Below are 12,971 nucleotides of genomic sequence, written 5' to 3' on the forward strand. Positions count from 1 at the left end.
ATGGAAGAAATAATTGTACAAGGTGGCAACCGTTTGGAGGGTACAGTCAAGGTTGAAGGTGCTAAGAATGCTGTTTTACCAATTCTAGCAGCTTCTATTTTGGCGTCGGAAGGAAATACTCGACTGAGCAATGTACCTGTCTTATCAGATGTTATAACCATGAATGAGTTATTAAAGAATATTGATCTTAAAACTAAGTTTAACCAGGCAAGAAACCTAATGACTTTAGATGCAACGGGTCAAGTTAAGACAATGGCTGATTATGATTTTGTAAGTAAAATGCGTGCTTCGATTGTGGTGATGGGGCCCATGTTAGCCCGGTTTGGACATGCTCGTGTAGCTATGCCGGGAGGTTGTGCGATTGGAACACGACCAATTGATCTTCATTTAAAAGGCTTTGAGGCTTTAGGCGCTAGCATCAATAACGCTGCTGGTTATGTTGAAGCGAGAGCGGATCAGTTAGTAGGGACAAATATTTACTTAGATTTCCCGAGTGTAGGAGCAACTGAAAACATTATGATGGCAGCTGTATTGGCTAAAGGCGAAACGGTGATTGAAAATGTCGCTAGAGAACCAGAAATTGTGGATTTAGCAAATTTTTTAAATAAAATGGGTGCTAAAGTTTTTGGTGCGGGTAGTGAAACGATTCGTATTCAAGGTGTTGATAAGCTTTTTGGGACAGACTATGAAATTATGCCTGACCGAATAGAAGCAGGCACCTTTATGATTGCAGCGGCTGTGACAAATGGTAACGTTTTAATTGAAGGGGCAGTGGCTCAACATAATAAGCCACTCATTAGCAAATTACAAGAAATGGGCGTTAAATTTGATATTTTTGAATCTTCTGTACGTGTTATAGGCCCTAAAATTTTAAAGCCAACAGATGTTAAAACGCTGCCTTATCCAGGGTTTCCAACAGATATGCAAGCTCAGATGTCAATCGCACAATTACTAGCAAATGGTGATTCTGCGCTTTCTGAAACTGTTTTTGAAAATCGTTTTATGCATTTTGAAGAATTGCGTCGTATGAGTGCAAAATTCAAAATTGAGCGACAAACAGTAGTCATGTATGGACCCTCTGAATTATCAGGCGCTCAAGTTAAAGCAACTGACCTTCGCGCAGCGGCGGCTTTAATTATTGCAGGTCTTACAGCAAAAGGTTTAACAAGAGTCTCAGAATTAAAGTATCTTGACCGCGGCTATTATCTTTTTCATGAAAAGCTCGCGCGCTTGGGAGCAAACATTGAACGTGTCAATATTCAACCTATTCCATCTATTCAAAATAAACCAGCTATCACAGCTGTGTTTGCTTAAAATTTCATCCAGAAAGGATGATCAAAATGGCGAGAGATATAGGTATTGACTTAGGAACAACAAATGTTTTAATTCACTTACAAGGCCGCGGCATTATTTTAAATGAACCAGCCGTAATTGCTGTGGATCGATCAAGTCAAGAAGTTATAGCTGTAGGCCGTGAGGCTTACGAAATGCGTGGCAGAGTACCGGAAACCTTAGAAGTTATTCAGCCTTTAAAAGGTGGGGTTGTTTCTGATTATGATTTAACTGAAGCTATGCTTTTACACTTTTTCAGACGTGCCCATATTCGTAGAGGAATTCGAAAAGCAAATGTTTTAATTTCTACTCCTACGAATGTAAGTGAGATTGAACAGCTTTCTTTATATGAAGCTGTTCAAAAGGTTACTTCAGGACGGGTAAGAATAGAAGCTGAACCAATGGTTGCAGCGGTTGGTTCAGGGTTAGATGTTCTTTCTGCCAAAGGTTGTATGATTGTAGATATAGGTGGTGGAACAACTGATATTGCTATTATTGCTTCGGGAGAAATTCTTCATGCAGAATCGATAAAAATAGCAGGGGATGATTTTGATGAAGCGATTATTCAATATTTTAAAGATCAATATCAACTTTTAATCGGAATACAATCGGCTGAAAGAATTAAAATCCAGTTAGCTTGTGCACAAATGGTCGAAGGTAGAGATGTCCATAATCAAGAATTAAAGGGCCGTGATCTTGTTACTGGCTTACCAAAAGCTATTAATGTGGATTCAAATGACTTATATCGCGCTTTAAAAGATCTTTTAGAACAAATAGTAAGAGCGATTAGAAGAGTAATTGAACAAGCTTCTCCAGAAATAATAGCAGATATCCACGATCGGGGTCTTGTTATTACAGGAGGAGGCGCCATGATTCAAGATCTTGATTTATTAATAACTGAGCAAATTAAGGTGTCGGCAATTCCATCTGACCAACCAATGAATGCTGTTGCATTAGGGACTGGTATGATGATGGATTGGATTGATTCGGGTTTAGTTGATCCAAACAAGAACAACAAAAAAACTAGACAGAATAATCTGTTTATAAAAATTTGGCGATCAATCTGGAAATAGTTAAGGGGTGAAACCATGGCTGAGAAGTTAAATTATTTGAGATATCCGCTTTTGAAACAAATTATGAAAGGGATTTTTAAACTCCTTCTTTTTATCATCCTCCTAGTTATTATTTTTATTGTAGGTTTAATTATTGGCTATGCAGTTTTAGGAGATGGGAATTATTGGGAAGTTTTTAATCAGGATACTTGGTTGCACTTGCTGACATTTATTGAGTAAACTCACCATAAAACTAAATCATCTGTTTAGAGGAAAGAAGGGATACTTTGCACACGAGTCATTTTTCTGTATTTGAGTTCGTGCTATATATCATCCCTATTATGATGATTATATTAATGAAAAAATATGGCAAACCTTACTTTACCTATTTTGCAGACTGGCCCTTAAATCTAGCTATTTGCTTATTACCAACTTTATTTGTTTTAATCTATGATTTTGGGTGGTTAATTTTCGGATTTAATACATTACCTTTTATTTTCTTGTTTGCATCATTTGCAATAGGTGTCTACTTGCATGACTATATGCGATCAGTGGATCATTTTTACTTTAAAGCTTTTTATATGCCGGCAAGTGAACTTCTTTTTTATATACTAGTCTTTCATTTGGTGGGTATGGTTTTATTACGATGGCGGACAATCTTTTTCTAAATTAATCACCACATTGCCCCATTGCTAAGAATCCCTTTTTAATAAGGTTTACTTGACTTTACTTTTTAGTAAAGTCTTTTTTTGTGTATTTTTTGGAATAATGTGGTGAAAAGTGGGAGTATGTGGTAGAATAAAATTAACTTAGGAGAGGAGTGTGAAAAAGTCGTGCTAATTGGAGAATATCAACATAATATCGATACCAAAGGCCGCTTGATCATGCCTGCTAAGTTTCGTCCGGATCTCGGAACGAGTTTTATTGTTACGAGAGGACTGGATGGATGTTTATTTGGTTATCCCAGAAGTTCTTGGGATTCTATTGAAGAAAAATTAAAGCAATTACCTCTTGCAAAAAAAGATGCACGTAAGTTTGCTCGTTTTTTCTATTCAGCTGCCACTGAAGTAGAAATTGATAAACAAGGACGAATTAACTTACCTAAAAATCTACTGGAGTTTGCTAAGATTGATAAGGAATGTCGTGTGATTGGCGTATCAGACCGTATCGAAATTTGGAGCAGTGAACTTTGGGAAGATTTTGCAATCGATGCTGAGGAAAATTTTGAAACGATTGCAGAAGAAATGATTGATTTTGGATTTTAAAGTGTAAATGGGGTGACTGAATGACGTTTAAACACGAAACAGTTTTGTTGAAAGAAACAATTGATGGATTAGATGTCAATCCGAATGGTACCTATGTTGACTGTACACTAGGAGGAGCAGGTCATGCTCACTATCTTTTGAGTCTTCTTTCTGAACGCGGTCATTTATTAGCGTTCGATCAAGACCAATTAGCTATTAAAAATGCTAAGAAAACTTTGGAAGAAGAGGTTTTACAAGGTAAAGTCACATTTTTTGAAAGAAATTTTCGTGAATTAGAGTCAGCGCTAGCAGAAAAATCAATTCTTTTAGTGGATGGGATTTACTATGACCTAGGTGTGTCCTCGCCACAATTAGATATTGCTGAAAGAGGGTTTTCATATCATCAAACTGCTAGATTAGATATGCGGATGGATCAAAGACAGTCTTTAGATGCTTATGAAATAGTTAATCATTGGGATTATAATGACTTGGTCCGGATTATTTTCCGTTATGGTGAAGAAAAATTTGCTAAACGAATTGCAAGAAAAATCGAACAGGAACGAGAAAAAGCACCTATTGAAACGACAACAGGTTTGGCTGAAATAATTAAAGAAGCTATCCCTGCCGCGACACGACGTACGGGTGGACATCCAGCTAAGCGTACATTTCAAGCGATTCGTATTGCTGTAAATGATGAATTAGGGGCGGTTGAAACTTCGATTGAGCAAGGACTAAAATTATTAAAAATAGGTGGTAGGATGGCGGTCATCACTTTCCATTCTTTAGAAGATCGTTTAGTGAAACAAATGTTTAAACAAGTTTCAGCTTTACCAGAAACGCCTCGCAATTTACCGGTATTTACTAATCAACAGCCAGAATTTCAATTAGTCAATCGAAAACCAATTCTTCCTTCACCAGAAGAATTAGCAGAAAATAACCGGTCTAGATCAGCAAAATTAAGAATTATTGAACGAGTAAGCATGTAAACTTGGGTAAGGGGGTTAGCGAATGTGGTTAAAAATTATCAAAAAAAGAATTATTATCAAGAACCTATTGAAGCTCAATCGCTAACAATTAATTCACTAAATATATATGAGGGCTCCGCCGTTCGGAAAATAGAAGAATGGGCTCCTTTACCTAAAAACAATCAAAATGACGAACCTAATCAGATAAGTACCTCTAAGCAAGTATTATCATTGAACCGTATATTAATTGTTTTTTCTCTTTTTATTATAATCGGTTGTTCTTTTGCGAATTTATATCTTCGTTGGCAGGTAAATCAGGCCAACCAAGAAATTCAAAAAATCCAAAGCGTAGAAGCAGATTTAATTAAAGAAACGGAAATGTTAATGATTGAGAAAGCAGAAAATTTGAAGTTTGAAAATATTAAGGCAGTTGCGGAAGCAAATGGTATGAAAGCTGAGCGGGATCGTGTAAAGGATATCGATCAACAATGAAAAATAATAATCAAGTAGAATCAAATCAGGGTTATAATTTATTCTTTTTATCTATTGTTGTTATATGCACAGGGTTAATATTGATTGGACGAATGACACAAATTGGGCTTTTCAAACAGGTTAATGGTGTCAATTTGATGGATCAAAAAATTCAAACAGATAATGGAAGTAGTATTGCCAAAGCAAAAAGAGGCACAATTTATGACCAATTTGGTCAGCCGATTGCGATGGATACTACTTCTTATTCTATGTATGCTGTTTTAAATGCGGACTGGGCAGATGGTGAAACAGTAAAAGATATTGATTATACAGCAAGCATTCTTTCAAAATATATTGATCTACCGCGTGAAACGATTTGGACTTTGTTAAATAAAAAGGATGTCAACCAAATTGAGTTCGGTTCAGCTTCTAAAAATTTGTCAGCCCAAACTAAATTAGCAATAGAAGCTGAAAACTTGCCTGGTATTTTCTTTACGGGTCAAGTTAGTCGCTATTATTTTAATGATTATTTTGCTTCACATTTGGTAGGCTACGCTGAAAATATCAATAGTTCAGATGCTTCAAATTCTATACTTGAGGGCGCGATGGGAGTAGAAGCGGCATACAATGATGTTTTATCCGGCGAAAGAGAAAAAGAAGGATCAGCAAAAACAGGAAAAGATCTTTTAGGTAGCGATATTTATTTAACTCTTGATAGTCGTATTCAAAATCAAACAGAAACGGTTTTAGATAAGACTTTTAAGAAGTATTCACCAGAGTCGATGGGGGCTTATCTGGTCGATCTTGAGTCTGGAAAACTATTAACTTCTGCTCAACGCCCTTCATTTAATTTAAACACTAGAGAGGGTATTGATGATCTCTGGCAAAATTTATTGGTTGAAACAGCCAATGAACCTGGATCAACAATTAAAATTTTAACCATGGCTAAAGCTAAAGAAAAAGGCGTCTTTCAACCCGGTGAAACGTTCCTATCCGGGAAGGTAAATGTATATGATCGTGAAGTGCGTGATCATAATCAATATGGTTGGGGACAAATATCTTTTGAAGATGGTTTTATTCGTTCTTCCAACGTGGCGATGGTTGACTTAGTTAATCGAATGGGAGATCAGGTCTGGGTTGAGGAATTAAAAAAATTCGGTTTTGGTGTAAGTACAAATAGTAGATTAGCTAACGAGAACCCTGGTAGTTTAGATTTCACCTATCCCATTTCACGTATTATGTCGGGATTTGGTCAAGCATTTTCAGCAACTCCTATTCAACTTATGCAAGCTTATAGTTCAATTGCTAATCATGGAGAAATGATGAAAATTCAATACATTGATCACATTGCTGGTTCTCAAAATGGCTATCAAAAGCAAAGTTTGGGCCAGGTAGTTGATCCCCAAGTCACCCCTTATATACTTGATTTGATGGTAAGAGCAGTTGAAGATCCAGAGGGAACTTCAAGGCCCTTTAAATCGGATCTAGTTAAAGTAGCGGCTAAAACAGGTACTGCTGAAATTGGAAGTGCAGAAGGTTTGGGCTATCTAACGGGTCGAAATAATTATTTTTACTCTGTGATCAGCTTTTTCCCAGCTGAAAAACCGAAATACATGCTCTATTTATTTATTAAGCGACCACAAAATGATCATGGTATATATGGGACGCAAATGCTATCGGAGGTATTCCATCCAATGTTAGAATCAATACTAATCAACCAATAGAAAGAAGGGTACAAGATGCAAGTCAAAGAGTTAATATCCGTCTTAATTAATTACCAAACAGCAGGCGATCTTAATTTAGATAAAGCGGTGGTGGATATAACTAATGATAGTCGGAAGGTTGTTGAACAAGGAGCTTTTATTGCAATTAAGGGAGAGCGTTTTGATGGACATTCGATTATTAGCCAACTTATCAAGCAGAAATTATCACTTATTGTGGCTGAGTTTTTTTCTTCTGAGCAACTTCAATTAGCAGAAAAACTAAAGGTAACGCTCGTTAAAGTTCCTTCTACCTATCGAGCGCAAGCAATCTTGTCTCATCAGTTTTTTGGTCGACCATCTAGCCAACTTCCGCTTGTAGCTGTTACTGGAACGAATGGAAAAACAACAACCACGCATTTGATCTCTCAATTATTAGAATTACTAGGACATCAAACAGGTGTGATTGGAACTTTACATTATAAAATAGGCAAACGAGAAATACCCTCTATCAATACTACTCCAGAAGCAGTTAGCTTACAAAGGTATTATAAAGAGATGGTTGATGAGAAATGTAGTGATATAATCATTGAGGCTTCCTCTCACGCACTGGCCTTAGGACGATTGTGGTATACGGATGTTGATTGTGCAATATTTACGAACCTCACGCGCGAACATTTGGACTTCCATAAAACGATGGATCAATACGCTTATGCAAAAAGTTTGCTGTTCGCTCAATTGGGGCAAAATTTTCATCAAGGTAAACCACGTCTCGCGATAGTTAACCAGGATGATCCCTATGCGAATGTAATGGCAAAAGCAACAAGCGCAGAGCTGGTTACCTATAGTATGAAAGATAAAAATGCGACCGTATATGCTGATCACGTTCATTTAGAAGGAGCTATCCAAAGGTTTAATTTACATTTTAAAAATAAAACATTTCAAGTCTCGTTGTCTATGATTGGTGCTTATAATGTGATGAACTTTATGGCAGCTTTTCTATGTTTAACCATGTATTATGGTTACTCAGCAGATCAAATTGTTAATTTAACCCATAAACTTCAGGGTATACCAGGTAGAATGCAAGTTATTGATAAAGGACAAAATTACCGTGTAGTCATTGATTTCGCACACACTCCTGATGCTTTAGAAAATGTTTTAAGTGAATTAAAAGAAGATTCACAGGGGAAATTACGTGTATTATTTGGCCATTCAGGTGGTAATCGAGATTCTGCTGCAAGGCCTGATTTGGGAGATATACTATTTAACTGGTCGGATGAGTTAGTTTTTACTGCAGATAATCCAAGACATGAACCGGTTAGAAAGATTGTTTCTGAAATGGTGAGAGACCATGAAGAGATCCCCTACATTTTAATAGAGGATCGCAAAGAAGCAATTCGATATATGATAAATCAAGCCGAAGAAGGAGACACACTTCTTTTTGCTGGCAAAGGTGGAGAGGCTTACCAAGTGATTGGAGATGAGTACTTACCTTACAATGAAATCGCAATTGTAGAAGAGGAGTTAGAAAACAAATGGAAAATATGATGCAATTATTGATGGCTTTTGTAGGTTCGAGTCTTTTAACTTTAGCTTTAGTTCCTTTATTTATTCGCTTATTTATTAATAAGAAAATGGGTCAAGCCATTCGTGAAGAAGGACCTTCTTGGCATCAAGTGAAAACAGGCACCCCTACTATGGGTGGTACCGTTTTTATTTCTGTGTCGATTGTAATAACTTTTTTATTCGGTTGGTTATTTAATCTTTTAGATCCTAATCTTTGGATGATTGGTTTAACGTGGTTATTTTTTGGTGGGATTGGTTTTGCGGATGATTTTATTTCAATTTTTACCGGCAAAAATGAGGGATTGACAGCTAAACAAAAGTTTTTACTCCAATTACTTTTTTCAGGAATAGTGATTATTGCTGGGTTCCTTTTAGGTAAAGCATTTGTCCTTCCGCTATTTTCATTGAAAATAAGCCATTTAATTGTCGTAATTGCTTTTGCTTTCTTTTGGATCACAGGTTTTTCGAATGCTGTAAACTTAACGGATGGGTTAGATGGGTTGGCAACTGGGTTAAACATTATTGCCTATGGAGCTTATTTTATGTTAGCTGTACAAGAAGAACAAAGATCTATCGCCTTAGCTTGTTTGGTTATTGTAGCAAGTCTCTTATCCTTTTTAATTTTCAACCGTAAACCTGCTCAGATATTTATGGGGGATGTCGGCTCTTTAGCACTAGGAGCGGGTCTGGCAATCGTTTCTATTCTCTTAAACAATCCATGGTCACTATTAATCATTGGTTTTGTTTTTGTTATTGAGACACTGTCCGTTATTTTACAAGTTGCCTCATTTAAAACAAGAGGGAAAAGAATTTTCAAAATGTCGCCGATTCACCACCATTTTGAAATGGTCGGTTGGTCTGAAGAGCTAGTAGTGATTGTTTTTTGGATAGTGGGTTTACTTGCTAGCTTGCTCTATTTCATTTTATAATAGGTTTAATAAGTGAGAGAGTGTGAATGTATATGACAAATAAATATGCCGGACAACAGGTCTTAGTGATGGGGTATGCCTTAACTGGGAAAAGTGTTGTAAATTACTTACGAAAACAAAATGCTAAAATTACGCTCAATGACCGAGGGGACCTTTCCAAGGACCCGTCGGTTAATTTGCTATTAAAGTCGGGAATTCGAGTGGTTGACGGAGGACATCCTCTTCAATTATTAGAAGAAATTGATTGGATTGTAAAAAATCCAGGCATTCCTTATAACCTCGAAATTATTCAAGAAGCCATTCGAAGGAACATACCGATATATACGGATGTTGAATTAGCATATCGGGAGAGTTTAGCACCAATTATTGGAATTACTGGTTCTAATGGGAAAACAACCACTACTTGTTTAACTCACCATCTTTTACAAGATGCTTGGAAAGGGAAGGTTGAATTAGCGGGAAATGTCGGCGTGGCTGCAATTGAAGTGGCTCAGAAAGTTAGTGAAGATGATCTGATTGTGATGGAACTTTCATCTTTTCAATTAATGGGGATTGAAACTTTTCACCCGCAGATAGCGGTTTTCACCAATATTTATTCAGCACATTTAGACTATCACGGGACGCGCGAAGAATATATCGCAGCTAAATTAAATTTAGTAAAACAAATGACTAAAGAAGATTATTTAGTATATAATGCAGATCAAGTTGAACTTGAAACTTGGTTAGAAGATTGCTCTGCAATTAAAGTGCCTTTTTCACGTCAGAAGATTGTGACATCAGGCGCGTATATCAAAGGACAATCTTTTTATTACCAAGATCAAGAAGTGGCGCCCATCCAGACCTTTAAATTACCGGGAGAACATAATCTTGAGAATGCTCTTGCGGCTCTTGCAGTAGCTAAAATTAAAGGCGTTTCGAATGAGACGATTCGAGAGCGGTTATCAAGTTTTAAAGGCATTCGACATCGTATCCAACCATTAGGAACAATCAACGGAATTGCCTTTTATAATGATTCTAAAGCGACTAATACGGTCGCAACAATTACCGCGCTTAAAAGTTTTGCTCAAGAAATAGTCTATATCGGTGGAGGCCTTGATCGCGGGAATGATTTTGCAGATTTGATTCCCTATTTAAAAAATATTAAAGCTGCTTTTTTATATGGGGAATCTAAAGAAAAAATGCAAATAGATTTTACAACGGCTGGAGTAGAAAATATATTCTTATTAAAAAATTTAGACCAAGCCAGTCAAGAAGCAATTAACTATGCACGAGAAGGGCAGGTTGTCTTATTTTCACCCGCTTGTGCTTCGTGGGATCAATTTGATAATTTCGAAATCAGAGGTGATCGATTTATAGACCAAGTCGAATCTTTTCGAAGGCGAGTAGAAGAAGGAGAATTTAATGAATAAAGTGAAACGAATTGTTCTCTCTGGAGGGGGAACGGGCGGACATATCTATCCGGCTTTAGCCTTGTATCGTGCTTTAAAAACCAAAGGAGATATTGAGGTTCTTTATATCGGAACGAATAAAGGATTAGAATCAAAGTTAGTTCCTCAAGAAGGTATTCCATTTGAAGCCGTTGAAATTACCGGTTTGAAACGTTCGTTAAGTATCGATAATCTGAAACTGATCTATAAGTTATTTAACTCAACACGCAAGGCAAAGAAATTGATCCGTGATTTTCAGCCTGATATCGTATTGGGAACGGGCGGCTATGTATGCGGACCCGTTTTGTTAGCTGCTAGTAGACTTAAAATTCCAACGATGATTCATGAACAAAATTCAGTAGCTGGCATCACGAATAAGTTTTTGGCTCGTTTCGTTAATCGAATAGCTGTTTGTTTTGAAGAGGCGGAGAGTCAATTTGGTAAATATCAAAATAAAGTAGTGCTTACTGGGAACCCAAGAGGGCAGGAAGTAATTGCTACACCTCGCATACCAAATGGGTTATCTGAACAGTTTGGATTGAGGGATGATCAACCTACCGTATTAGTATTTGGCGGTTCACGAGGAGCACCAGCCATTAACCAAGCAGGGATTAAAGCCTTAGAGAATTGGTTAGCAGCCAATTATCAAGTTATAATTGCTACAGGCCAAAGCCATTTCCAACAACTAGAACACGAAGCACTTGGTCGAATTAATAACAGTACTAATGTACGAATTGTGCCTTATATCGATAACATGCCAAGCGTTTTTCAAGCCATTGACCTTGTTGTTTGTCGTGCTGGAGCTACGACTTTGACAGAGTTAACTGCTTTAGGATTACCTAGTATCTTAATACCGAGTCCGTATGTGACCAATAACCATCAAGAACACAATGCATTGTCGTTAGTTAATCAAAATGCAGCCGTGATGATAAAGGAACAAGATCTCAATGGACAGACATTGTTTGAAGCTGTGAATAACAAGATGCTAGAGCCTAAATCTCTAGAAGCAATGGGGAAAGCAGCTGCAAAAATAGGGATTGGTGATGCAAGTGAGCGTATTATTCAAGTGATGAATGAGATAATTTAAAAGCTTTTTAGTGAAAGGAGGAATAGGATGGCTAATTATCGGTTACCAGATAAACGTCTTAATCAGCAAAATCGAAAAACAATTTCAGATAGACAAAATCAGCCGATTACCGCTCCTATGGGAAACTATCGTTTAGACTCTGAAGGCAAACCTATTCTCCCTACCGCTTTTAACCAGCAATTATCAGAACCAGAAAATAATCGTTCATCAAAAATTTATTCATTAAATGATTATCGCAATAATGACCAAACGCAAGTTGTCCGACCAAGAGCTAATAGAGACCAACCCTTCAACAGCTCACTTTCGATGAATTATCGGACAGATAATAGGTATAATCACCCTTCTGATCAAACGTTTAACCAATCTGGACAAAGATGGAATCAAAAAATTAAAAAAACTTTAAACGGGTGGAAAAATACCACTCCTACTTCATTAACGAGTAATTTTCCAAAAGGGAAGAGTAAAATTTTCATTCTCTTTATATTTATTTACACCATTATGATCTGGTCTGGATGGCAAATTTTACCCTTTGATAACGTGAATACTTTGCGTATCTCGGGAAATGAAATGGTCCAAGTTGAGGCTATCTTAAAAGGTGTGTCTATTCATTCAATGGATAAAGTGGATAAAATTTTAAAGTGGCGTAAGGACATTGAAAAGCATATTTTGGCTAATAATCCTTTGCTAGAAGATGTGCGCATTACACGTGAAAACTGGCGGGCATTAGACATTATTGTTAAGGAACATCAGATTGTAGGAATCTATCAATTAAATAATAAGACTTATGCTCTACTCAGTAATGGATTGACTTCTGATGAGGTGTTAAGCCAAAGTCAACTCATTGAAGCACAAGTTGATCGACTACCTTTGGTTGAGGGAAACTACTCTGAACTAGCGCTTAAACAACTAGCGTCAGCTTTAAGACAAATGGATCCACTAGTCCTTGAAAAAATAGCAAGAATCAACCCCTCCTCAAAGCCAGGTAAAGAGGGATATATTGAAATTAAAATGAAAGATGGTAATCTAGTTAAAGCAGTCAGCACAACGGTAGCAGAGAAAATGAATTATTATCCGAAAATATTAGATCAATTAAATGATCGAAAGGGTATAATTGATCTTGAGGTAGGAGCCTACTTCACGCCTGATAATAGTGAAACTAATTCGGTCAAGCTTAACAATAATTAAGATAAGTATGATT

The 12,971-nt window shown here is 36.8% G+C and carries 13 protein-coding genes; all 13 read left to right on the plus strand.

What is annotated here, in order from left to right; genetic code table 11:
• Positions 1–1,314: a UDP-N-acetylglucosamine 1-carboxyvinyltransferase gene (gene murA / locus HF969_RS07665; protein ID WP_090290114.1), complete on the plus strand. Its 1,314-nt coding sequence runs from the start codon at positions 1–3 to the stop codon at positions 1,312–1,314.
• Between the two features lie 26 nt (positions 1,315–1,340).
• Positions 1,341–2,405, plus strand: a complete 1,065-nt coding sequence (mreB, locus tag HF969_RS07670; RefSeq protein WP_090290115.1) for a rod shape-determining protein — start codon at positions 1,341–1,343, stop codon at positions 2,403–2,405.
• 15 nt (positions 2,406–2,420) lie between these two features.
• Positions 2,421–2,624: a DNA-directed RNA polymerase subunit beta gene (locus HF969_RS07675; protein ID WP_090290116.1), complete on the plus strand. Its 204-nt coding sequence runs from the start codon at positions 2,421–2,423 to the stop codon at positions 2,622–2,624.
• A gap of 47 nt (positions 2,625–2,671) precedes the next feature.
• A complete protein-coding gene (locus HF969_RS07680; RefSeq protein ID WP_245694844.1) occupies positions 2,672–3,052 on the plus strand; it encodes a hypothetical protein in 381 nt (126 codons plus the stop codon).
• A 165-nt stretch (positions 3,053–3,217) separates the two neighbouring features.
• Positions 3,218–3,649, plus strand: coding sequence for a division/cell wall cluster transcriptional repressor MraZ (gene mraZ / locus HF969_RS07685; protein WP_090290117.1), 432 nt, complete (start codon positions 3,218–3,220; stop codon positions 3,647–3,649).
• 20 nt (positions 3,650–3,669) lie between these two features.
• Positions 3,670–4,614: a 16S rRNA (cytosine(1402)-N(4))-methyltransferase RsmH gene (rsmH, locus tag HF969_RS07690; RefSeq protein WP_090290118.1), complete on the plus strand. Its 945-nt coding sequence runs from the start codon at positions 3,670–3,672 to the stop codon at positions 4,612–4,614.
• Between the two features lie 24 nt (positions 4,615–4,638).
• Positions 4,639–5,085, plus strand: a complete 447-nt coding sequence (locus HF969_RS07695) for an FtsB/FtsL family cell division protein (RefSeq protein WP_090290119.1) — start codon at positions 4,639–4,641, stop codon at positions 5,083–5,085.
• Positions 5,082–6,788 (plus strand): peptidoglycan D,D-transpeptidase FtsI family protein, encoded by a 1,707-nt coding sequence (locus HF969_RS07700; RefSeq protein WP_090290120.1) that lies wholly within the window; start codon positions 5,082–5,084, stop codon positions 6,786–6,788. The genes HF969_RS07695 and HF969_RS07700 overlap by 4 nt, the downstream gene beginning before the upstream one ends.
• Positions 6,789–6,803: 15 nt before the next feature.
• On the plus strand, positions 6,804–8,312 hold the full coding sequence (locus HF969_RS07705; protein ID WP_090290121.1) for a UDP-N-acetylmuramoyl-L-alanyl-D-glutamate--2,6-diaminopimelate ligase: 1,509 nt from the start codon (positions 6,804–6,806) through the stop codon (positions 8,310–8,312).
• On the plus strand, positions 8,309–9,259 hold the full coding sequence (mraY, locus tag HF969_RS07710; RefSeq protein ID WP_245694848.1) for a phospho-N-acetylmuramoyl-pentapeptide-transferase: 951 nt from the start codon (positions 8,309–8,311) through the stop codon (positions 9,257–9,259). Before HF969_RS07705 ends, mraY begins: the two co-directional genes overlap by 4 nt.
• Before the next feature lie 26 nt (positions 9,260–9,285).
• Positions 9,286–10,668 (plus strand): UDP-N-acetylmuramoyl-L-alanine--D-glutamate ligase, encoded by a 1,383-nt coding sequence (murD, locus tag HF969_RS07715; RefSeq protein ID WP_245694845.1) that lies wholly within the window; start codon positions 9,286–9,288, stop codon positions 10,666–10,668.
• On the plus strand, positions 10,661–11,773 hold the full coding sequence (gene murG / locus HF969_RS07720; RefSeq protein WP_090290122.1) for an undecaprenyldiphospho-muramoylpentapeptide beta-N-acetylglucosaminyltransferase: 1,113 nt from the start codon (positions 10,661–10,663) through the stop codon (positions 11,771–11,773). Before murD ends, murG begins: the two co-directional genes overlap by 8 nt.
• Positions 11,774–11,800: 27 nt before the next feature.
• A complete protein-coding gene (locus tag HF969_RS07725) occupies positions 11,801–12,958 on the plus strand; it encodes a cell division protein FtsQ/DivIB (protein ID WP_090290123.1) in 1,158 nt (385 codons plus the stop codon).
• The last annotated feature ends 13 nt before the right edge of the window (positions 12,959–12,971 follow it).

Source organism: Facklamia miroungae (assembly GCF_012396555.1).
GTDB classification, from domain to species: Bacteria; Bacillota; Bacilli; order Lactobacillales; family Aerococcaceae; genus Facklamia; species Facklamia miroungae.

What these genes read in the sequence shown, in the direction of transcription:
- HF969_RS07675 (WP_090290116.1), top strand. Translation starts at nt 2,421, where the DNA reads ATGGCTGAGAAGTTAAATTATTTGAGATATCCGCTTTTGAAACAAATT.
- murA (WP_090290114.1), top strand. Translation starts at nt 1, where the DNA reads ATGGAAGAAATAATTGTACAAGGTGGCAACCGTTTGGAGGGTACAGTC.
- rsmH (WP_090290118.1), top strand. Translation starts at nt 3,670, where the DNA reads ATGACGTTTAAACACGAAACAGTTTTGTTGAAAGAAACAATTGATGGA.
- mraY (WP_245694848.1), top strand. Translation starts at nt 8,309, where the DNA reads ATGATGCAATTATTGATGGCTTTTGTAGGTTCGAGTCTTTTAACTTTA.
- HF969_RS07725 (WP_090290123.1), top strand. Translation starts at nt 11,801, where the DNA reads ATGGCTAATTATCGGTTACCAGATAAACGTCTTAATCAGCAAAATCGA.
- HF969_RS07705 (WP_090290121.1), top strand. Translation starts at nt 6,804, where the DNA reads ATGCAAGTCAAAGAGTTAATATCCGTCTTAATTAATTACCAAACAGCA.
- HF969_RS07700 (WP_090290120.1), top strand. Translation starts at nt 5,082, where the DNA reads ATGAAAAATAATAATCAAGTAGAATCAAATCAGGGTTATAATTTATTC.
- murD (WP_245694845.1), top strand. Translation starts at nt 9,286, where the DNA reads ATGTATATGACAAATAAATATGCCGGACAACAGGTCTTAGTGATGGGG.
- murG (WP_090290122.1), top strand. Translation starts at nt 10,661, where the DNA reads ATGAATAAAGTGAAACGAATTGTTCTCTCTGGAGGGGGAACGGGCGGA.
- mreB (WP_090290115.1), top strand. Translation starts at nt 1,341, where the DNA reads ATGGCGAGAGATATAGGTATTGACTTAGGAACAACAAATGTTTTAATT.